Origin of the sequence: Streptomyces sp. LaBMicrA B280, from assembly GCF_049222185.1 — a bacterium.
Lineage (GTDB): Bacteria > Actinomycetota > Actinomycetes > Streptomycetales > Streptomycetaceae > Streptomyces > Streptomyces murinus.
The window spans coordinates 188,820-210,476 of record NZ_JBMJCT010000008.1; the positions used below are offsets into that span (position 1 = coordinate 188,820).

General features: G+C 69.5%; 17 protein-coding genes. 10 read left to right on the forward strand and 7 right to left on the reverse strand.

From position 1 onward, the window contains the following. Position 1 precedes the first annotated feature (1 nt). The 3 genes from ACLF5H_RS08550 to eccCa form a co-directional block, all read right to left on the reverse strand. Positions 2–2,287 (reverse strand): DUF6571 family protein, encoded by a 2,286-nt coding sequence (locus tag ACLF5H_RS08550; RefSeq protein ID WP_421675448.1) that lies wholly within the window; start codon positions 2,285–2,287, stop codon positions 2–4. A gap of 5 nt (positions 2,288–2,292) precedes the next feature. Further along, positions 2,293–2,748 (reverse strand): hypothetical protein, encoded by a 456-nt coding sequence (locus tag ACLF5H_RS08555; RefSeq protein ID WP_421675449.1) that lies wholly within the window; start codon positions 2,746–2,748, stop codon positions 2,293–2,295. Between the two features lie 169 nt (positions 2,749–2,917). Next, positions 2,918–6,883: a type VII secretion protein EccCa gene (gene eccCa / locus ACLF5H_RS08560; protein WP_421675450.1), complete on the reverse strand. Its 3,966-nt coding sequence runs from the start codon at positions 6,881–6,883 to the stop codon at positions 2,918–2,920. Between the two features lie 301 nt (positions 6,884–7,184). Here eccCa and eccD point away from each other — a divergent pair, with 301 nt between their 5' ends. Both eccD and ACLF5H_RS08570 read left to right on the forward strand, forming a co-directional pair. After that, positions 7,185–8,687, forward strand: a complete 1,503-nt coding sequence (gene eccD / locus ACLF5H_RS08565; protein ID WP_421675468.1) for a type VII secretion integral membrane protein EccD — start codon at positions 7,185–7,187, stop codon at positions 8,685–8,687. 49 nt (positions 8,688–8,736) lie between these two features. Continuing rightward, positions 8,737–10,248 carry a PQQ-binding-like beta-propeller repeat protein gene (locus ACLF5H_RS08570; RefSeq protein WP_421675451.1) on the forward strand — a complete coding sequence of 504 codons (1,512 nt, stop codon included), beginning with the start codon at positions 8,737–8,739 and terminating at the stop codon, positions 10,246–10,248. Between the two features lie 63 nt (positions 10,249–10,311). Here ACLF5H_RS08570 and ACLF5H_RS08575 read toward each other — a convergent pair whose 3' ends face one another. Beyond that, the gene (locus tag ACLF5H_RS08575; RefSeq protein WP_392217136.1) at positions 10,312–10,605 is read right to left on the reverse strand and encodes a DUF397 domain-containing protein; all 294 of its coding nucleotides are present in this window, start codon (positions 10,603–10,605) and stop codon (positions 10,312–10,314) included. Between the two features lie 282 nt (positions 10,606–10,887). Between ACLF5H_RS08575 and rpsO the strand changes: the two genes are divergently transcribed. The 5 genes from rpsO to ACLF5H_RS08600 all read left to right on the forward strand — a co-directional run bounded on the left by rpsO (position 10,888) and on the right by ACLF5H_RS08600 (position 16,406). After that, positions 10,888–11,175 carry a 30S ribosomal protein S15 gene (gene rpsO / locus ACLF5H_RS08580; RefSeq protein WP_046416809.1) on the forward strand — a complete coding sequence of 96 codons (288 nt, stop codon included), beginning with the start codon at positions 10,888–10,890 and terminating at the stop codon, positions 11,173–11,175. A 344-nt stretch (positions 11,176–11,519) separates the two neighbouring features. Next, a complete protein-coding gene (locus ACLF5H_RS08585) occupies positions 11,520–13,736 on the forward strand; it encodes a polyribonucleotide nucleotidyltransferase (protein ID WP_421675452.1) in 2,217 nt (738 codons plus the stop codon). Further along, a complete protein-coding gene (locus ACLF5H_RS08590) occupies positions 13,733–15,112 on the forward strand; it encodes a M16 family metallopeptidase (protein ID WP_421675453.1) in 1,380 nt (459 codons plus the stop codon). The genes ACLF5H_RS08585 and ACLF5H_RS08590 overlap by 4 nt, the downstream gene beginning before the upstream one ends. 72 nt (positions 15,113–15,184) lie before the next feature. Then, positions 15,185–15,937, forward strand: a complete 753-nt coding sequence (dapB, locus tag ACLF5H_RS08595; protein ID WP_421675454.1) for a 4-hydroxy-tetrahydrodipicolinate reductase — start codon at positions 15,185–15,187, stop codon at positions 15,935–15,937. A 13-nt stretch (positions 15,938–15,950) separates the two neighbouring features. After that, positions 15,951–16,406: a hypothetical protein gene (locus ACLF5H_RS08600; RefSeq protein WP_421675455.1), complete on the forward strand. Its 456-nt coding sequence runs from the start codon at positions 15,951–15,953 to the stop codon at positions 16,404–16,406. An 81-nt stretch (positions 16,407–16,487) separates the two neighbouring features. On the opposite strand, the gene ACLF5H_RS08605 is transcribed toward ACLF5H_RS08600, so the two are convergent. Both ACLF5H_RS08605 and ACLF5H_RS08610 read right to left on the reverse strand, forming a co-directional pair. After that, the gene (locus ACLF5H_RS08605; protein ID WP_421675456.1) at positions 16,488–17,036 is read right to left on the reverse strand and encodes a hypothetical protein; all 549 of its coding nucleotides are present in this window, start codon (positions 17,034–17,036) and stop codon (positions 16,488–16,490) included. Positions 17,037–17,126: 90 nt separating this feature from the next. After that, a complete protein-coding gene (locus ACLF5H_RS08610) occupies positions 17,127–17,363 on the reverse strand; it encodes a hypothetical protein (protein ID WP_361676814.1) in 237 nt (78 codons plus the stop codon). Between the two features lie 176 nt (positions 17,364–17,539). Here ACLF5H_RS08610 and thyX point away from each other — a divergent pair, with 176 nt between their 5' ends. The 3 genes from thyX to ACLF5H_RS08625 all read left to right on the forward strand — a co-directional run bounded on the left by thyX (position 17,540) and on the right by ACLF5H_RS08625 (position 21,281). Beyond that, positions 17,540–18,289 (forward strand): FAD-dependent thymidylate synthase, encoded by a 750-nt coding sequence (gene thyX / locus ACLF5H_RS08615; RefSeq protein WP_421675457.1) that lies wholly within the window; start codon positions 17,540–17,542, stop codon positions 18,287–18,289. 212 nt (positions 18,290–18,501) lie between these two features. Beyond that, the gene (gene dapA / locus ACLF5H_RS08620; RefSeq protein WP_128791958.1) at positions 18,502–19,401 is read left to right on the forward strand and encodes a 4-hydroxy-tetrahydrodipicolinate synthase; all 900 of its coding nucleotides are present in this window, start codon (positions 18,502–18,504) and stop codon (positions 19,399–19,401) included. A gap of 194 nt (positions 19,402–19,595) precedes the next feature. Then, entirely contained in the window at positions 19,596–21,281 is a 1,686-nt protein-coding gene (locus ACLF5H_RS08625) for a ribonuclease J (RefSeq protein ID WP_421675458.1), read from the forward strand. 100 nt (positions 21,282–21,381) lie between these two features. Here ACLF5H_RS08625 and ACLF5H_RS08630 read toward each other — a convergent pair. Next, the coding region (locus ACLF5H_RS08630) for a hypothetical protein (protein ID WP_421675459.1) at positions 21,382–21,657 on the reverse strand (276 nt) is incomplete at its 5' end.

Below are 21,657 nucleotides of genomic sequence, written 5' to 3' on the forward strand. Positions count from 1 at the left end.
ATCAGTCCTTGTAGGGAGCTCGGCCTCGGAAGTCATCCTCACTGGAACCAATCCCGTAATACGCGTTCTTGATGTCCTCGTCCCAATTCTGCTTGTTGGCGACATCATTGGCGTGAGGGTGGCCGCCGACGTATGTCTGGTAGGCCTTGCCCAGCTGGCCCTCACCCTTGGAGTAGAACTCCGTGCTGGTCATCTGAGACTTCTCCGCAGGATCCTCTTCGCTGTGATCGACCCCCTTGTCGATCTCCTGACCGATGAAGGTGTTCAGCGCTTCTCCAGCGGTGTCCGCCGCGATCGGCGCGATGACGACCGCAGCGGCCGTGGACCCAGGCAAGGGGATGGCGCCGACACCGATCCCGACGGTCGTCCCCACTCCCAGCTTGATCCACTCGGCGGACCGGCCAAGTGACTTGTTCGCGTCGTCGGCATCCTCTTTGTACGTCGTCTCGGCCTGCTGGACGCGAGAGTGGTCGAGGATGCCGCGCGCCTGGGCGCCTGTGGTCAGTGCGTCGTGAGCATGACCGATGTTGGTGTCACTGGTCGGCGGATAGGCGTCGAGCTGGCTGAGTGTGTACAGATGCTGAGCCACTGTGACTGCGCGGTGCGAGTTCTCGTCCTGGCCGAGTACGCTGAGGAAATTGATGGCGCCCTGTTGGGTGAAGTTCGCGCGCCCGTCGTATTTCGCGGGAAAGGTGCCGGAGTCCTTCTGGTAGTCACCGACGCCGGACAACTCGTAGTCGATGTCGTCGATGTACGCGCCGCCCATCTTGCCCAGACTGTCCGCCAGCTCCGGCTGGTCGTGCAGCATCTTGGGGCCGTCCTTGCCGCCGTAGAGATAGGCCACCTGTTCCATGACGCCCGCCGTGGCCGCCGTGCGGTGTACGCCGCCGGCCCTGACCTGTGCCGCGGTGGCGTCATACGAATAGCCGGTCGTCGCCGCCTCCAGCGCATGCCCCAGCGCGTCCCTCCCCGCGACGTAGCTGTGGTTGCCGTCGAAGCTCGCGTCCGAGGTCCAGACGCGCTGCTCGGTCAGGTACTTGAGGTGGTCGTTGAGCTCGGAGCTCTTGTCGACGGTGGCGCCTGTGCCGCTGGGCTGTGCGAAGAACTGGGTCGACGCGTCCGGGTTGTGCCCCAGCGCCTGGAGGAAGCCGGTCATGGGATCGCGGCCGCGGTCGTTCTTGTCGCCCCAGTAGTTGAGGTCGCTCTGGTTGGCGTTGTTGACCCAGAGATTGATGCCCTGCCCGTTGACCTTCTTGTCGTAAGCGAGGAGGTGGTCGCCGTAGTCGTTGAGGAATTGGTCGTCGTAGTCGCCGAATCGCATCAGGTTGCTCATGACGGCGTAGCCGGTCGGATCGCTTGCGTCATCGGTGCCGAGCTGGTCCGGGCCCAGCTTGATCATCTGCTTCTCCCAGCTCTGCATCCTGTCGCTGTCGGAGAGCGTGGCCAGGCCGATGGTGGTGCCCAGGTTCTTCTGAAGCTGCTTGGCCTGCGCGGCGCGAGCGGGGTCGTACGTGCCCTGGTAGGGATCGGCGATACCGGCCCAGAAGGTGAGGACCTTCTTGGGGCCGACCTTTCTCGCGAACTCTTCGGCGAACAGAGGGTCGTTCTTGTGCTCGGCCAGCATCTTGTTGAGCGAGGCGAGTTCCGTGTTCGTGACCTTGTGGGGGTCCTTCGCGAGGATCTCGGCCATGCGATCGGCGTCCGCCAGGGACTTGGCCGCCTCGTCCCGGTTGTCGTAGTGGGCGCCGGAGAAGCCGTACTTGGCCTGATCGACGAGCATCCGCAGGGCGTCGGCCGCCGTTTTGTCGCTGGTGGTCGCCTTGCTCAGGATCCGCTGGATCTCGTCGCGAGTGGCGTCGACATCCTGCTGGTCGGCCGCGCCCTTGTTGCCGCTCGGGTCGGAGGCCCAGTCGGGCCGGGTGCTGGGCATGACCTCGAAGCTGCCCTTGCCGGTGTCGATGACCGTGATGTTCTTGCCCTGGGCCCGCGAGATGGCGTCGTTCAGCTGGTTCCGGTAGCCGACGAGCTCGCCGTAGGTGTCCTTGAGGATGTTCGTGATGGAGTCCGCCTGGGTGTGGGCGTCCGTGAACTCCTCGGCGGTCTTGTCGATGAACTCACGGCTCACCTGGGCGTTGACGCCGGCCCAGTCAGCCTTGTCCGCCTTGGCCTTGAGATGGTCGTGGGCGTCCTTCTTGACGGTGGCGAGATCCTTGGTCATCTTCTCCCAGTCGGTGATGGCGTCACTGAGCTGGGAGAAGTTGCCGTCGCGCAAGGTGTTGAGATCCATCTCCGTCAGCTGCCCTTCCGCTCGTCGAAGCCGTGGTCCAGCTGGGAGATGCTGCTGATGGTGCCGGCGATGTAGTGCTCGTCCGAGGCGTGCTGCTTCTGCGTGTAGCGCAGGTGGTTGGAGATGTGGGCGCAGGCGTCGAGCAGGGACTGCACCTGGTCGATCCAGTGCTCTGCGACGTGGTCCAAGGCGGAGCCGAGGGCGAAGCCCTGGGTCTCCAGCCCTCCGGCCGCCTTCATCGAGGCCAGGCGGGCGTAGTCGCTGCACGCTCCGAAGTTCGTGTACAGGTCGTACGCGGCGGAGCCGACCGCGGCGAGGTCCGTCTGGCGCACCGTGAGGTCGCCTTGCCGGCTGTCGCCGCCCCCGCCTCCCGGATCCGCGGCCAGCTGGTTGAGCCGCATGTGTGTCGACCGGCCTTTCGCGGCTTCGGTTTTCAGCTGCTCCCACTCGTCCCAAGCCATGCGCGTCTTCCTCCGCCGATTCCCCGTCAGCCCGCCCGAGGGCGGGAGTTCGAACACGCTATCAGCGGCGTAGCGGTGCGTACCCGAGTCAATACGACTCGTTCACCGTTCCCGTCCGAGCCGACGACGTTCCCGGCGGGCCCACCAGGGCCCCACCCGCCCTCTCCGCTCAGTACTCCACCTCCACCACACCCGTCTGCACCAACGGCTTCCCCCGCTTGCGGGAGACGAAGACGCCACGGCCCACCGGCATCGGGCGGGGCCGGATGCCGCCCATGAGGTCGCCCTCGCCCGGGTCGCCGGCGAGGACGAGGCCCTGGGCGCCGAGTTCCTTCATCCGCTGGATGAACGGCTCGTACGCGGCGCGGCCCGCGCCCGCGGCGGAGCGGGCGATGATGAACCGGACGCCGACGTCCCGCGCGAACGGCAGCAGCTCCGTCAGATTGCCGAGCGGATTGCCGGTGGAGTTGGAGACGAGGTCGTAGTCGTCGACGACGACGAAGACCTGCGGGCCCCGCCACCAGCTGCGGTCCCGGAGCTGCTGCGGGGTCACGTCCGCGGTCGGCGTACGGCGCTGCATCAGGTCCGCGAGCGCGGTCATGTGATGGTCCATCTGGCTGGACATCGGGATGTACTCGGCCAGGTGCGAGGCCGGCGTGACATCCAGCAGGGCGCGCCGGTTGTCGACGACGAAGAACTTCGCCTCGTCACCGCCGTACCGCAGCGTCAGCTGCTTGATGAGCAGCCGCAGCAGATTGGACTTGCCGGACTCGCTCTCGCCGAAGACCAGGAAGAACGGGTCCTGGTCGAAGTCCAGGAACACCGGCTCCAGGTTGTCCTCGTCCAGCGCGAAGGCGACACCCCGCCCGGGGAAGCGGTCGCCCGGCGGCAGCTGGGCCGCCTCCAGGCGGCGCGGCAGCAGCCTGACCTTGGGCGCGCCCGGCGCCTGCCAGTGGCGGTCGACCTCGCAGGTCAGCGCCGCCGTGGCCTCGGCCAGGTCGGTGTCGGAGGTCAGCCCGTCGATGCGCGGCACCGCCGCCATGAAGTGCAGCTTCTCGGGGGAGAGACCGCGGCCGGGGACGCCCGCCGGGACGTTCACCGCCACCCTGCGGTCGATCTCGGAGTCCATGGTGTCACCGAGCCGCAGTTCCAGGCGGTTCATCAGATGGTCCTTGAGGTTCGCGCGGACCTCCATCGAGCGGGACGCCGTGATGACCACATGGATGCCGTAGCCCAGGCCGCGGGCCGCGAGGTCCAGGACCAGCTGTTCCAGGCCCTCGTAGTCGGCGCGGAAGTTGCCCCAGCCGTCGACGATCAGGAAGACGTCGCCCCAGGGCTGTTCCGTCACCGAGATGTCGCCGCGGGCGCGACGGGCGCGGAAGTCCGCGATGGACGCGATACCGGCCGAGCGGAAGTACTCCTCACGCTGCGTCAGCACGCCGTACACCTCGGCCACCGTGCGCCGCACGCGTTCCGGGTCCAGCCGGGAGGCGACACCGCCGACATGCGGCAGGCCGTCCAGCGCTGCCATGCCGCCGCCACCGAAGTCCAGCCCGTAGAACTGCACCTCGTGCGGGGTGTGGGTGAGCGCGAACGCGCAGATCAGCGCGCGCAGCAGCGTCGACTTGCCGGACTGCGGACCGCCGATGATCTGCATATGGCCCGCCGCGCCCGAGAAGTCGAGCATCAGACGGTCACGGCGCTGCTCGTACGGCTTGTCGACCAGACCGGCCGGGACGACCAGGCGGCCCGCGCCCTCGTAGTCGGGCTGGGTCAGACCGCGGCCCGGCACCGCCGTCAGACCGGGCAGCAGGGCGTCCAGGGACGGCGGGCTCTCCAGCGGCGGCAGCCACACCTGGTGGGCCGCCGGGCCCTGCGCCTCCAGCCGGCGCACGATGACGTCGAGCACCGTGTCGGCCAGCGCCTCGTCCACCTGGTGCGCGGGCTCCACCCGCTGCCGCGGGACGGCGGCGTAGTGCACCGGCACCTCGGCGGCCGTGAACAGCACCGGGCGCCGGTCCACCGGGAGTTGGCCGCCGGGCAGCGCGGCGCGCTGGGAGCCCGTGCGGTACACCCCCGAGACGTACGCCGCCTTGAATCGCACCATTTCGTCGGTGCCGAACTTCAGGAAGCCGGAACCGGGCACGTTCGGCAGCTCATAGGCGTCCGGGACGCCGAGCGCCGCGCGGGACTCGGCCGCGGAGAAGGTGCGCAGACCGATCCGGTACGACAGATACGTCTCCAGACCGCGCAGCCGGCCCTCCTCCAGGCGCTGCGAGGCCAGCAGCAGATGCACGCCCAGCGAACGGCCGATGCGGCCGATCTGCACGAACATCTCGATGAAGTCCGGTTTGGCGGTCAGCAGTTCGGAGAACTCGTCGATCACCAGCACCAGCGAGGGGATCGGCTGCAGCGGGGCACCGGCCGCGCGCGCCTTCTCGTAGTCGTGGATGTTGGCGTAGTTGCCCGCGTCGCGCAGCATCTCCTGGCGGCGGTTCAGCTCGCCGCGGATCGAGTCGCCCATGCGGTCGACCAGGGTGAGGTCGTCGGCCAGGTTGGTGATGACCGCCGCCACGTGCGGCATCTGCGCCATACCGGCGAAGGTCGCACCGCCCTTGAAGTCGGCGAGGACGAAGTTCAGGGTCTCCGAGGAGTGGGTGACCGCGAGGCCGAGCACCAGGGTGCGCAGCAGCTCCGACTTGCCGGAACCGGTCGCGCCCACGCACAGGCCGTGCGGGCCCATGCCCTCCTGGGCGGCCTCCTTGAGGTCCAGCATCACCGGGCGGCCGTCCTCGCCCACCCCGATCGGCACCCGCAGCCGCTCAGCCAGGGCACGCGGGCGCCAGGTCCGCTTGGTGTCCACGGAGGCGGCGTCGCCGAGGCTCAGCAGATCGGTGAACTCCAGGTTGGCGAGCAGCGGTTCGTCGTCGTCCCCGCCCGAGGCCATGCGCAGCGGCGCCAGCTGCCGGGCCAGGGCCTCGGCCGACGCGTACGACAGGGCGTCCGGTGTGCCGTCGTAGACCTCACCGTGCCCGGACTCCAGACGCAGCAGGCCCGGTTGTACGACGATGGACAGGTCGCCGGCCGCCTTGGTGAGCTCGCCCGCCACCACCTCGACCAGGGTGACGCCCTGAAGTCCCTCGGGGTTGGCCAGCACCGAGTCCGGCAGCAGGGAGAGCTCGTCGAGGACCAGGACGAGGTGCGGCTGGTCCAGCAGCGGCGCCCCGGCGGGGTGGAAGCGCGGGCGGCCGGTCAGCCGGGCGGCCAGCAGGTCCTCCAGCTCGCGCGGGTCGGAGCCGATCAGCCGACGGGTGCCCGCACCGTCCACCGCGCTCGACAGCTGCACATGCGGCAGCCATTTCGCCCAGTCCCAGTGCGCCAGCGCCTCCCGGCCCGCGGCCACCGCGATGACCAGGTCCTCGGGGGAGTGCAGCGAGGCCAGCGAGCCGACCAGGGCGCGGGCCGAGGCCCGTACCGCCTGCGGCTCACCGCTGACCGTGACGTGGTAGAAGGCGCGCAGCGAGACCGCCATCGGCAGATCACCGAGGGTGCCGTGGGTGGCGAGGAACCGCTGCATCGCGCCCGCGGTCAACGGCTCCAGCTGTTCCACGGGGCCGGTCTCCGGGGCGATCAGCGGGGTCGCCAGCGGCTGCTGGCCCAGGCCGACCCGCACATGCGCGAAGTCCTCGTCGCCGGACCGCCGTTCCCACACCCGGCTGCCCTCGGCGACCAGCGCCCACAGCTGCTCGGGCGCGGGGTGCAGGTAGTACTGCGCGTCCCGCTGCGCCTTCGCCGTCTCCACGGCGGCCCTGCGGGTCCCCGACAGATAGCTGAGGTAGTCGCGGCGCATGTCGGCCAACTGGCCCTGGGAGCCGCGGCGGAAGCGGACCACCATCGCGATGGACATCGCCACCGTCGAGGCGATCATGATCACGCCCATGATCTTCATGAACGGCTGGCCGTTCGTGAAGAAGAAGACCACCGAGCCGCCCATGCCCAGCGTGGGCAGCAGTTGCATCAGTACGCTCTCCTGATGCCCCCGCGGCAGTTCGGGCGGTGCCTGGACAAGGACCTCATCCGTGGGCACTTCGGACGGAAGCGCTCTGGACGGGCGCTTGACGACAATCTGGCTCACTGCTCACCAATTCCCTTGCCCGACCCAGGCGTTCCGCCCACCGCCCCGTGTCCGGCGAGCGCAGGCCGCCGCGCGATCCTACTGAGTTCACCCGAAGTGGGTGAGCGGTAGGGTGCCGGATGTTCGCGTGAGCACACGCCGAGCGGGTGGGGTAAAGCGGGGCAACTCCGCTGATGTCGGGGCCGGAAGGCCCCGGGCGCCCGGCGCCCGGCGGTCGCGCCACCGGGGTACGGCGTACACCGGCACCGGACCTTCACGAAGTAGACGCACCACCACCACTGAGGGGGAGCAGCAGGTGAGCATGACGGCCGCCGCCAACGGCGGACCCGGGACGGGAGCCCCTTCCGGGTCCGGCACCAACGGACTCGGCTTCTGCCGGGTCACCATCGTCGCGCCGGACAGCCGTATCGACGTGGCGCTGCCCGACGACGTCCCGGTCGCCGACCTCTACCCGGAGATCCTCCGGCTGTCCCAGCAGAGCCCCCGGTCGGGCGCTCCGGTCGGCTACCACCTCGTCCGTACCGACGGCACCGTGCTGGACAGCGCCCGCTCCTTCGCCGCCCAGCGCATCCTCGACGGTGAACTCCTCACCCTGCGGCCGTTCTCGGAGTCCCTGCCACCGGCCGTCTTCGACGATGTCGCCGAGGCCGTCGCGTCCGCCGTGACCAAGGAGCACAGGCTGTGGCACGGCGACCTGACCCGGGCCGCGGGCCTGGTGGGCGGCGGGGTGCTGCCCGCGCTGCTCGCGTTCGTCGCCTGGACCGCCGACCCGCGCCACGACATGCACGGCCTGGCCGGCATCCTCGCCGCCGTCACCGGCATCCTCCTGGTCGTCCTCTCCTGCGTCCGCGCCCGCGTCTACGACGACCGGGGCTCGGCCGTCGCCCTCGGCCTCGGCGCGCTGCCCAACCTGGGCGTCGCCGGCAGCGGACTGCTGCCGCTGAGCGGCGGGGAGGGCATCGGCAGGCTCCAGTTCCTGCTGGCGTGCGTGGCCGTCCTCATCGCCGCCCTGGTCCTCACCCTGAGCTCCCCGCACGGCGACGGACCCTTCGTCTCCTTCGTGTTCGCCTCCGCCGTCGCCCTGGCCGTCGTCTTCGTGGCGACCCTCGTCCACTGGTCCGCGACCGAGATGGCCGGCGTCTGCGCGCCCGTCGCCGTCGGCGCCCTCGCCTTCCTGCCCGGCATGTCGATGCGCTTCGCCCGGCTGCCGATCGGCTTCGAGAACCCCGGCGGCGGCACGGCCCGCTCCGCCTACGGCACCGAGTCCGCGCCGGAACCGGTGGACATCGGCCGCGTCGAGGCGCAGGCCCGCCGCGGTCATGAACTCCTCGTCGGCCTGGTCGGCGGCTGCGCGCTGCTCGCCGTCGGCGCCGCCGCGGTGCTGGGCTTCTCCGACAACCTCTGGGCCCAGCTGCTCGCGCTGGCCACCGGCATCGCGATGCTGATGCGCGCCGGCCTCTTCCGCTACACCGCTCAGGTCGCCCCCGTCCTCGCGGCCGGGCTGTCCTGCCTGGTGCTGCTCGGCCTCGGCCTCGCCATCAAGCCGCCGCGGCACGTGATGACGGCGGCCCTGGCCGGCAACCGCACCGACCTCGACATCCGCACCATCTGGCTGATCGCCGCCATCGCCGCCGCCGCGGCCGTCGTCACGGCCCTCGGCCTGATCCTCCCGCGCGGCGGACTCACCCCCTTCTGGGGCCGCTTCCTGGAGATCTGCGAGGGCTTCGTCCTGCTGACGCTGATCCCGCTGACCCTGGCGGTCTTCGACGTGTACGCGAGCGCGCGGGCGATGACGAGCAAGTGAACCGTATGACCCCGGCGCGCGCTCGCCGCCATCGAAAGGACCCCGCAGCGTGAGCTTCGGCCCACCACCGTCCATGTACACGCAGTCCGCGCTGGCGGCTGACCAGACGCGGTCCAGACGCCGCAGACGCCTCCTCCTCGTACTCGCCGCGGCGGTCGCCTTCGTGCTGTGCCTCGGCGGAAGCCTGATCTGGTACCACTCGGCCGACCGCGCCGGAGGGAGCGACGCCAAGGCGGGGAAACAGGCCCCGGACGACATACGCGAGACGGCGGAGAGGACCCCCGTCTCGCCAGAGGGCCGGCTCGTCACCGAGCACTTCACGGCGGTCCCCAGCAGCAAGCCGCTGTACGCGCCGGGCACCTGGGCCACCGGCAAGGTCATCGCTCGGGCCGTCGCCGACTGGATCGAGGGCTACGAGATCGGCACGGGCTACGACAAGACCGTCTGGAAGCTCCGGCTCGACGGCCATGTCTGCGCCGTCAGCCGCGATGTCACGGCCGACGGCCGGACCGCGGTCGTCGTCCAGCCGCCGCCCGCCGGCGGCTCAGGCAAGGCCGCCGCCTCCGACAAGGTGGGGGTCTGCGACGAGGTCGTCATGGTCGACCTGAACACCGGCAAGAGGCTCTGGCAGCGGAAGATGCCGTCGGCGGACTTCGCCTTCGTCACCAACACCGGCATCGCCCTGACCCGGGGCGTCGTGGCCGTCGCCTGGGGACAGGGCTCGGTGGCGTACGACATGGACCACGGCAAGCGGCTGTGGAACACGACCGTCGCCACCTCCCAGTGCCACGACTCGGGATTCGCCGGGGGCCGGGCCCTGCTCGCCCTCGTCCTGTGCGGAGAGTCGACCGACGCGCGCTACCGGGTGGAGAAGCTCGATCCGCGCACCGGCGACGTCATCTGGCGCTACTCGGTCAGCAACGGCATCCAGGGCGTCTACCTGCCCTCCGCTGACCCGCCCGTCCTCGCCGTCGAGGCGGGCGACACCGTGGTCACGGACCTGCTCACCCTCGACCCGGAGACCGGGCGGCGACGGGCCACCATCTCCATGCGCGGTTACGACACCAAGTGCGGTCAGGAGTCCTACCCCGGCCCGTTCTTCGGCGTCCTCGACAAGTGCGACGGCATGGTGGTCGGCCGCGACCGGGCCTTCGTCATGAGCAAGGCGAACCTGGACGACGACAAGCCCGCGGACAGCATCACGGCCTTCGATCTCGCCAAGGGCACCAAGGCGGAGAAGTTCGAGGGCCGGCCGCTCCAGACGGTCGTCCCCGTCCGGATGAACGGCGACGATCTGATCGTCTACCGGGACAGTTCGAGCAGTGTCCAGCCCGCGGCCGTGGTCGACTGGAACCCCCGGACCGACAAGGAGACGCCCTACCTCCTGTTCAGCCTTCCGACCGACGTGGAATACGAGCTCAGCGACCCCGAGCAGTCGGACATCCTCTATGAACAGGGACACGCCTTCCTCGCCAACCGGATGCTCGAACGCGACGAGGACTCCCCGAAGGACCCGGTCCTGTCCGTGATCGGCGTCGGAAGCGCCGGCATCGAGCACTGACCCCCGCACCGACGAGAAGGGGCGGCACCCCAGGTGCCGCCCCTTCCCCGTGTCCCGACGCGCCTACTGCACGTCAAGACCCCCGTTGTGCGCCATGGGCTTCAGATCGAACTCGCCGTCCCGCGCGCCCAGCACGAACGCCCGCCACTCGGCCTCCGTGTAGCGCAGCACCGTGTCCGGGTCGAGGGAGGAGCGCATGGCCACGGCTCCTTCGGGGAGGTACGCGATCTCGACGCGCTCCTCGTGCTCCTCGGTGCCCGGGGCGCAGTGCCACTCGACGCCCGAGATGTCGAGCGCGTACAGCTCGTCGCGCTCGCGCTCCTTGCGTGCCTTGGTCTCGGCTTCCGTTTCCGCCATCTCGTGGCGACCCCTTCCCGACATCGCGTACGCTTCCGGTGACGTACAGTCCCGGTGCTCACCCTAGTGGCCGCACGCCACCCCGCGGAGTGGTTCGCCGACCGGGGCAAACGGGCCCACGACCGCCTGGTACCCTGAGTGACGGCCGTTCGTGTACGCACCCCCGGAGCCTTGCGCCCTGGAGGCCGCGCGCAGCGGATCCCCGCCTTCCGAGTCACGGAAGCTCCCCCGAGATGTAGACCGGGGGCACTCGGTGGCCTCAACAGACTATGAGGAGTACGCGTGTCGCTCGACGCCGCTACGAAGAAGCAGATCATCGGCGAGTTCGGTACCAAGGAGGGTGACACCGGCTCCCCCGAGGTCCAGGTCGCTCTGCTGTCCCGTCGGATCTCCGACCTGACCGAGCACCTCAAGGCCCACAAGCACGACCACCACAGCCGTCGTGGCCTGCTGATCCTGGTCGGTCAGCGCCGTCGCCTGCTGCAGTACCTGGCGAAGAAGGACATCCAGCGCTTCCGTGCGCTGGTCGACCGCCTCGGCATCCGCCGCGGTGCGGCCGGCGCCAAGTAAGGACGCCGTGAGGGGAGCGGTTCCCGGCAGGACTCGGGAGCCGCTCCCTTTGCTGTACGTGCGGAAACGTGCGCGGTGTCACTCACGCTTTGTAGTGTGGTAGCGAACGCGGAACGCAAGCCGCGGAACGCGAGACGCAGCACACGAGACCGCAGCACGCACGAACACACATGAGGAGAAACGCACCACGCCGCCGCCGGTCCTCGGTAGTGGCCCCCGGGGGAAGCGAACCCCGGGTGCTTCGATCGAAGACCGGCCCGCACCAGGCGCGCTTCTCCACCACCGTCCCCCTGCCACACGGGCAGGCCAGGGACAAAAGACGATAAGTAACGGAGAAAACGCTAGTGGAGAACGAGACCCACTACGCCGAGGCAGTCATCGACAATGGCGCCTTCGGTACCCGTACCATCCGCTTCGAGACGGGCCGCCTGGCCAAGCAGGCCGCCGGCTCCGCCGTGGCGTACCTGGACGACGACACCATGGTGCTGTCGGCCACCACCGCCTCCAAGAACCCCAAGGACCAGCTCGACTTCTTCCCCCTCACGGTGGACGTCGAGGAGCGGATGTACGCCGCCGGCAAGATCCCCGGCAGCTTCTTCCGCCGCGAGGGCCGCCCCTCCGAGGACGCGATCCTCACCTGCCGCCTGATCGACCGCCCGCTGCGCCCGTCCTTCAAGAAGGGCCTGCGCAACGAGATCCAGGTCGTCTGCACGGTCATGGCGCTCAACCCCGACCACCTGTACGACGTCGTCGCGATCAACGCCGCGTCCGCGTCCACCCAGCTGGCCGGTCTGCCCTTCTCCGGCCCGATCGGCGGCGTCCGCGTCGCGCTGATCCGCGGCCAGTGGGTCGCCTTCCCGACGCACACCGAGCTCGAGGACGCCGTCTTCGACATGGTCGTCGCGGGCCGCGCCCTGGAGGACGGCGACGTCGCGATCATGATGGTCGAGGCCGAGGCCACCGACAAGGCCATCAAGCTGGTCGAGGGCGGCGTCGAGGCGCCGACCGAGGAGATCGTCGCCGCGGGTCTCGACGCCGCGAAGCCGTTCATCAAGGTCCTGTGCCGCGCCCAGGCCGACCTCGCCGCCAAGGCCGCCAAGCCGACCGGCGAGTTCCCGATCTTCCTGGACTACCAGGACGACGTCCTCAAGGCCCTGACCGCCGCGGTCAAGCCCGAGCTGGCCCAGGCGCTCACCATCGCCGGGAAGCAGGAGCGCGAGGCCGAGCTGGACCGCGTCAAGGGTCTGGCCGCCGAGAAGCTCCTCCCGGAGTTCGAGGGCCGCGAGAAGGAGATCTCCGCCGCGTACCGCTCGCTGACCAAGACCCTGGTCCGTGAGCGCGTCATCAAGGAGAAGAAGCGCATCGACGGCCGCGGCGTGACGGACATCCGTACGCTCGCCGCCGAGGTCGAGGCCATCCCGCGGGTGCACGGCTCCGCGCTGTTCGAGCGTGGCGAGACCCAGATCCTGGGCGTCACCACCCTCAACATGCTCCGCATGGAGCAGCAGCTGGACACCCTCTCCCCGGTGACCCGCAAGCGCTACATGCACAACTACAACTTCCCGCCGTACTCCACCGGCGAGACCGGCCGCGTCGGCTCCCCGAAGCGCCGCGAGATCGGCCACGGCGCCCTCGCCGAGCGCGCCCTCGTGCCGGTGCTGCCGACGCGCGAGGAGTTCCCCTACGCGATCCGCCAGGTGTCCGAGGCCCTCGGCTCCAACGGTTCGACGTCCATGGGCTCGGTCTGCGCCTCCACCATGTCGCTGCTGAACGCCGGTGTGCCGCTGAAGGCCCCCGTCGCCGGTATCGCCATGGGTCTGATCTCCCAGGAGATCGACGGCGAGACGCACTACGTCACCCTCACCGACATCCTCGGTGCGGAGGACGCCTTCGGCGACATGGACTTCAAGGTCGCCGGCACCAAGGAGTTCGTGACCGCCCTCCAGCTCGACACCAAGCTGGACGGCATCCCGGCCTCCGTCCTGGCCGCGGCCCTCAAGCAGGCCCGCGACGCCCGTCTCCACATCCTCGACGTGATGATGGAGGCCATCGACCGGCCCGACGAGATGAGCCCGCACGCCCCGCGGATCATCACCGTCAAGATCCCGGTCGACAAGATCGGTGAGGTCATCGGCCCCAAGGGCAAGATGATCAACCAGATCCAGGAGGACACGGGCGCCGAGATCACCATCGAGGACGACGGCACCATCTACATCGGTGCCGCCGACGGTCCCTCGGCGGAGGCCGCCCGCGCCACGATCAACGGCATCGCCAACCCGACGATGCCCGAGGTCGGCGAGCGCTACCTGGGTACGGTCGTCAAGACCACCACCTTCGGCGCGTTCGTCTCCCTGCTGCCCGGCAAGGACGGTCTGCTGCACATCTCGCAGATCCGCAAGCTCGCCGGCGGCAAGCGCGTGGAGAACGTCGAGGACGTCCTCGGCGTGGGCCAGAAGGTCCAGGTCGAGATCGCCGAGATCGACTCCCGCGGCAAGCTGTCCCTCATCCCCGTGATCGAGGGCGAGGACGGCGACGAGGCGAAGGACGACGCCGAGCAGTGACGTCCCGTGGCTCCAAGGTGACGGCCCGCCCCTCTTCGGAGGCGCGGGCCGTCGCCCGTACCCAAACGCTCATCAAGGGCACCGGCGGCATCGGCACCGTCCGCAAGACCACCCTCCCCGGGGGCCTGCGCGTCGTCACCGAGACCCTGCCCTCCGTCCGCTCCGCGACCTTCGGCATCTGGGCGCACGTCGGCTCCCGTGACGAGACCCCGTCCCTGAACGGCGCCACGCACTACCTGGAGCACCTGCTCTTCAAGCGCACCGGGCGCCGCTCCGCGCTGGACATCTCCGCCGCGATCGACGCCGTCGGCGGCGAGATGAACGCGTTCACGGCCAAGGAGTACACGTGCTACTACGCACGCGTGCTCGACACCGACCTGCCGCTGGCCATCGACGTCGTCTGCGACATGCTGACCGGCTCGCTCATCGTCGAGGAGGACGTCGACGTCGAACGCGGCGCGATCCTCGAAGAGATCGCGATGACCGAGGACGATCCCGGCGACTGTGTGCACGACCTGTTCGCGCACACCATGTTCGGCGACAACGCCCTCGGCCGCCCCGTCCTCGGCACCGTCGACACCGTCAACGCCCTGACCGCCGACCGGATCCGCCGCTTCTACAAGAAGCACTACGACCCGACCCACCTCGTGGTCGCCTGCGCCGGCAACGTCGACCACGACAAGGTCGTACGCCAGGTCCGCGCGGCCTTCGAGAAGGCGGGCGCGCTGAAGAACCCGGACGCACAGCCCATCGCCCCGCGCGACGGCAGCCGTACGATCCGCACCTTCGGCAAGGTCGAACTGCTCGGCCGCAAGACCGAGCAGGCCCATGTGGTCCTCGGCATGCCGGGCCTCGCCCGCACCGACGAGCGCCGCTGGGCCATGGGCGTCCTCAACACCGCCCTCGGCGGCGGCATGTCCTCGCGGCTCTTCCAGGAGGTCCGGGAGAAGCGCGGCCTGGCCTACAGCGTGTACTCGTACACCTCCGGCTTCGCCGACTGCGGTCTGTTCGGCGTCTACGCCGGCTGCCGGCCCAGCCAGGTGCACGACGTGCTGCGGATCTGCCGCGACGAACTCGACAAGGTCGCCACCGACGGGCTGACCGACGACGAGATCGCCCGCGCCATCGGCCAGTTGCGCGGCTCCACCGTGCTCGGCCTGGAGGACACCGGCGCGCTGATGAACCGCATCGGCAAGAGCGAGCTGTGCTGGGGCGAGCAGATGTCCGTGGACGACATGCTGGCGAAGATAGCCGCGGTCACCCCGGACGAGGTCCGCGCGGTCGCCCGCGACATCCTGGGCAGGCGCCCGTCGCTGTCGGTCATCGGCCCGCTCAAGGACAAACAGGCCGCGCGACTGCACGACGTCGTCGCCTGACCCCCGCACCGCCGTCACCGGACGGCGCATCGACAAGTCGGCAAGCCGGCACGGATCGGTAAGGAAGCGAAGATGAGCAAGCTGCGCGTGGCGGTCCTCGGGGCCAGGGGCCGGATCGGGTCCGAGGCCGTCAAGGCGGTCGAGGCCGCCGAGGACATGGAGCTGGTGGCCGCCCTCGGCCGCGGTGACAAGCTGGAGACGCTGGCGGAGACCGGCGCCCAGGTCGCCGTCGAACTGACCACTCCCGCCTCGGTCATGGGCAACCTCGACTTCTGCGTGCGCCACGGCATCCACGCGGTCGTCGGGACGACCGGCTGGACCGAGGACCGCCTCGCGCAGCTGCGGGGCTGGCTCGACCAGTCCCCTCGGACCGGCGTGCTCATCGCCCCGAACTTCTCCATCGGGGCCGTGCTGACCATGAAGTTCGCGCAGCTGGCCGCGCCGTACTTCGAATCGGTCGAGGTGGTCGAGCTGCACCACCCCAACAAGGTCGACGCGCCGTCCGGTACGGCCACGCGCACCGCGCAGCTCATCGCCGAGGCCCGCCGCGCGGCCGGCACCGCGCCGGCCCCGGACGCCACGGTCACCGCGCTCGACGGTGCCCGCGGCGCCGACGTGGACGGCGTCCCCGTGCACGCCGTGCGGCTGCGCGGTCTCCTGGCCCACCAGGAGGTGCTGCTCGGCGCCGAGGGCGAGACCCTCACCATCCGCCACGACTCCCTGCACCACAGCAGCTTCATGCCGGGCATCCTGCTCGGCGCCCGCCGCGTGGTCACCACTCCGGGCCTGACCTTCGGCCTCGAGAACTTCCTCGACCTGAGCTGAGACAGCCCCTGCCATGCGCGCGAAGATCAATTACCTCATCACGGCCGCCGTCCTGGTCTTCTACTTCGTCCTGGTCGGCAGCCGCGGTGTGCTGCTCATACAGACCGGCACGGCCCTCACCGTGACCTTCGGGATCGCGGTGCTGATCCTGCCGGTCATCGGCCTGTGGTTCCTGTGGAAGAACACCCAGTTCGTCCGCCGGGCCAACCAGCTCGCCGCCGAACTCGACGCGGAGGGGGGCCTGCCCGTGGACGAGCTCAAGCGCACGGCGGGCGGCCGTATCGACCGCGACTCGGCGGACGAGGTCTTCGCCCGCCGAAAGGCCGAGACGGAGTCCTCCCCGGACGACTGGCGCTGCTGGTTCCGGCTGGCGGTCGCCTACCACGACGCCCGCGACACGCCCCGGGCGCGCAAGGCGATGCAACGGGCGATCGCCCTGCACGCGGGTCGTACTCCGATGGACGCGTGATCCCGCGGGGCATCGGCCGCTTCGTACCCGCCGGTGCGTCGTGGCCGCTCGCGCAGTTCCCCGCGCCCCTTACGGGGCACCTCAGCGGCAGCGTTCCGCCGCCCACGCCTCCACCACGTCGGCCGCCCGGTCGAACGCCGCCGGCCGGTTGAGGAAGTCCAGCGAGGCCGTCGTGAGCAGCGGCACCGCGTCCCCCGGCCGCCCCGCGGGGACCCGCACCAGCGCCTGTCCCTGCACCGTCCTCGGCAGCCCCAGCCACCGCACCGGCTGCTGCACCGTCCGCACGGACCCCACCCGCGCCCACGGCACCGTCCGCGTCAGCAGGAACCCGACCCGCCGTACTCCCCGGGGGCTCACCCACACGCCCATCCGCAGCAGCCGCAGCGCCCCGGCGATCACCAGCAGACCGATGCCGAGCACGACAATCGCGGACGAGGACGAGCCGGTCAACGCGATCAGCACCGCCGCGAACAGCACGAACGACGCCACCATCAGCACCAGCGCCGCCACCCCCACCCGCCAGGGGCCGGGACGGTAGGGGCGCCGCCAGCGGTCCCGGTCGTCGTACGGCAGTGCGCTCTCGGAGGCCGCCTCGAAGGGACGGTCGGCCGTCAGGAAGGGCAGGGGCACGGCGGTTCCTCACTCGGTCCTCGCGGGGGCTGTGCCCGGTGAGGCTATCCGGCCGCCTGTCCGCTCACCAGCCGGGAGCCGCCGTAAGGGTCAGTGCCCCTCGGAGGCCTGGGACTGCGGCGCCGGCGGATCCGCGGGCGTGGACAGCGACGGCATGCCGATGATCAGCGCGCCCACCAGTCCGGCCACGACGGTCAGACCCAGCAGCCAGCGCCCGGCTATCTCACCGAAGGACGCCCGGCGGCGCGGCGGGGGAGTCACATTGCTGCGGAACGTGTCGCCCTCGGCGAGGAAGGCGAAGGGTACGGGCTCGCGTCGGCGGGACATCGCGGTTGCCATTCCTTTCCCGGTTCGGGGTCGAACGTGCGGGTCTCACCGGTACAGACGCTCGAGTACCGCAAAAGGTGCCCATGTCGGAAAAAGTCGTCGGCACGTTTTTTGGGGTGAGGTCCCGCTCCGGCCCCGGCGGGTGCCCCGTAAGGTGGGCGCGAACCACCGAAGTGATGGGAAGGACCCCAACCCCCGTGACCACCCCCGAGTCGCTCACGTTCCGCAGCGATGTCACCGTCGAGCTGGTGAAGTCCAGCGCTTCGGACGCCGACGTCCTCTTCGCCGCCCGCGTCTCCACCGCCGGTGAGCAGTCCCTGGACGAGCTGAAGAAGGACCCCGAGCGCTCCAAGGGCCTGATCAACTACTTGATGCGCGACCGGCACGGCAGCCCGTTCGAGCACAACTCGATGACCTTCTTCATCAGCGCCCCGATCTTCGTCTTCCGCGAGTTCATGCGGCACCGCGTGGGCTGGTCCTACAACGAGGAGTCCGGCCGCTACCGCGAGCTGGAGCCCGTCTTCTACGTCCCCGACACCGCCCGCAAGCTCGTGCAGCAGGGCCGCCCCGGCAAGTACGTCTTCGTCGAGGGCACCCCGGAGCAGCACTCCGCGGTCAAGGGCACCCTGGAGGCGTCGTACGAGCAGTCGTACGCCTCCTACCAGCAGCTCCTCGCCGAGGGCGTGGCCCGTGAGGTCGCCCGCTCGGTGCTCCCCGTCGGCCTGTACTCCTCGATGTACGCCACCTGCAACGCGCGCTCCCTGATGCACTTCCTCGGCCTGCGCACCCAGCACGAGCTGGCCAAGGTGCCGTCCTTCCCGCAGCGGGAGATCGAGATGGTGGGCGAGAAGATGGAGGCGGAGTGGGCGAAGCTCATGCCGCTGACGTACGCCGCGTACAACGCGAACGGCCGTGTGGCCCCGTGACGAGGGCCCTGCGGTGTCGCGCGGAACGGATGTACGGGTCAGCCTCCTGAAGTGTCCGTATTGCGGCATTTAGAGAAGTTCATCTAGCCTGATCAAACGGACCCGGCACTGCCTGAACCCCCGAGCAGGCAGTGCCGGGTTCCACTTTTGTCCTGACTTGCCCGGACCCCCAAGGGCAGACCGCACAGGGCGCACCGAGTAGCGTGTTACCCATGGCTCCGACCTCGACTCCGCAGACCCCCTTCGGGCGGGTCCTCACCGCCATGGTCACGCCCTTCACGGCGGACGGCGCACTTGACCTCGACGGCGCGCAGCGGCTCGCCGCCCACCTGGTGGACGCAGGCAACGACGGCCTGATCATCAACGGCACCACCGGCGAGTCCCCCACCACCAGTGACGCGGAGAAATCGGACCTCGTACGAGCCGTCCTGGAAGCGGTCGGCGACCGCGCCCATGTCGTGGCCGGGGTCGGCACCAACGACACCCACCACAGCATCGAGCTGGCCCGGGAGGCCGAGCGCATCGGCGTCCACGGCCTCCTGGTCGTCACGCCGTACTACAACAAGCCCCCGCAGGAGGGCCTGTACCGGCACTTCACGGCCATCGCCGACGCGACCGGCCTGCCGAACATGCTCTACGACATCCCCGGCCGCAGCGGCGTCCCGATCAACACCGAGACGCTCGTGCGGCTCGCCGAGCACCCCCGGATCGTCGCCAACAAGGACGCCAAGGGCGACCTCGGCCGCGCCAGCTGGGCCATCGCCCAGTCCGGCCTCGCCTGGTACTCCGGCGACGACATGCTGAACCTGCCGCTGCTCTCCGTGGGCGCGGTCGGCTTCGTCTCGGTCGTCGGCCACCTGGTCACCCCGGACCTGCGGGCCCTGGTCGACGCGTACACCTCCGGTGACGTCGTCAAGGCCACCGAGATCCACCAGAAGCTGCTCCCGGTCTACACCGGCATGTTCCGCACCCAGGGCGTCATGACCACCAAGGCCGCGCTCGACCTGCTGGGGCTGCCCGGCGGCCCGCTGCGCTCGCCCATGGTGGAGTGTTCGCCCGAGGAGATCGCCCAGCTCAAGATCGATCTTGCTGCCGGCGGGGTACAGCTCTAGCAACAGACTTCAGCACCACCCGGACCCTCCCGGTCCAGAAGCTCCCGGAAGCCTCCGGGGCTTCACAACTGAAGACACCACAACCGAATACGCGGGCACCGGTCCCGCATTCCACAACGACAACTGCTTCGCACGAACGTCATGCGCGCCACGTGCCCTACCGGTACGTGGCGCGTGTGGTTGAGGAGAGTCTTTTGAGTCATCCGCATCCTGAACTGGGCCCGCCCCCGCCGCTCCCCACGGGCGGCCTGAGGGTCACCCCGCTCGGCGGTCTCGGCGAGATCGGCCGGAACATGACGGTCTTCGAGTACGGCGGCCGTCTGCTGATCGTCGACTGCGGAGTGCTCTTCCCCGAGGAGGAGCAGCCCGGAATCGACCTGATCCTGCCGGACTTCTCGTCCATCCGGGACCGCCTCGACGACATCGAGGGCATCGTCCTCACGCATGGCCACGAGGACCACATCGGCGGCGTCCCCTTCCTGCTCCGCGAGAAGCCGGACATCCCGCTGATCGGCTCCAAGCTGACCCTCGCGCTGATCGAGGCCAAGCTCCAGGAGCACCGCATCCGGCCGTACACGCTGGAGGTGGCCGAGGGGAACCGCGAGCGCATCGGTCCCTTCGACTGCGAGTTCATCGCCGTCAACCACTCCATCCCGGACGCCCTGGCCGTCGCCATCCGCACCCCCGCGGGCATGGTGGTGCACACCGGCGACTTCAAGATGGACCAGCTGCCGCTGGACAACCGGCTCACCGACCTGCACGCGTTCGCGCGGCTCAGCGACGAGGGCATCGACCTCCTGCTGACCGACTCCACGAACGCCGAGGTCCCCGGCTTCACCCCGCACGAGCGGGACATCTCCAGCGTGCTGCGCACGGTCTTCGCCGGCGCCCGCAAGCGGATCATCGTGGCGAGCTTCGCCAGCCATGTCCACCGCATCCAGCAGATCCTGGACGCGGCGCACGAGTACGGCCGCCGGGTCGCCTTCGTCGGCCGCTCCATGGTCCGCAACATGGGCATCGCCCGTGACCTCGGCTATCTGAAGGTCCCGCCGGGCCTGGTGGTCGACGTCAGGACGCTGGACGACCTGCCCGACCATGAGGTGGTCCTGGTCTGCACGGGCTCCCAGGGCGAGCCGATGGCGGCGCTGTCCCGGATGGCCAACCGCGACCACCAGATCCGCATCGTCGACGGCGACACGGTCATCCTGGCCTCGTCGCTGATCCCCGGTAACGAGAACGCGGTCTACCGCGTGATCAACGGTCTGACCCGCTGGGGCGCCAACGTCGTCCACAAGGGCAACGCCAAGGTGCACGTCTCCGGTCACGCCTCCGCGGGCGAGCTGCTGTACTTCTACAACATCTGCCGCCCGAAGAACCTGATGCCGGTGCACGGCGAATGGCGCCATCTGCGCGCCAACGCCGAGCTGGGCGCGCTCACGGGCGTCCCGCACGACCGGATCGTCATCGCCGAGGACGGCGTGGTGGTGGACCTGATCGAGGGCAAGGCCAAGATCTCCGGCAAGGTCCAGGCCGGCTACGTCTACGTCGACGGGCTCTCCGTCGGCGATGTGGGCGAGCCCGCGCTCAAGGACCGCAAGATCCTCGGCGACGAGGGCATCATCTCGGTCTTCGTGGTCGTGGACTCCTCCACCGGCAAGATCACCGGGGGCCCGCACATCCAGGCCCGCGGCTCCGGCATCGAGGACTCGGTCTTCACCGAGGTCGTCCCGAAGATCAACGAGGTTCTGGAACGGTCCGCCCAGGACGGCGTCGTGGAGCCCCACCAGCTCCAGCAGCTGATCCGCCGCACGCTCGGCAAGTGGGTCTCGGACAACTACCGCCGCAGGCCGATGATCCTGCCTGTGGTCGTGGAGGTCTGACGACCCGTCGGCTCGTGCCGGGAGCGGGGCGCCTCGATTTGCATCGGGGCGCCCCGCTCCAGTACGTTTACGACCTCGCCCGGTTGGGAACCCCAGCACTTCACGTGCTGGACAAGGTGCCCAGGACCGGGAGGGAAATCCGACTCAGAACTTCTGATAAAGTCGGAACCGCCGGAAAGGGAAACGCGAAAGCGGAAACCTGGAAAGCACCGAGGAAATCGGATCGAGAAAAGATCTGATAGAGTCGGAAACACGAAGGGAAGCCCGGAGGAAAGCCCGAGAGGGTGAGTACAAAGGAAGCGACCGTTCCTTGAGAACTCAACAGCGTGCCAAAAGTCAACGCCAGATATGTTGATACCCCGTCTCCGGTCATCAC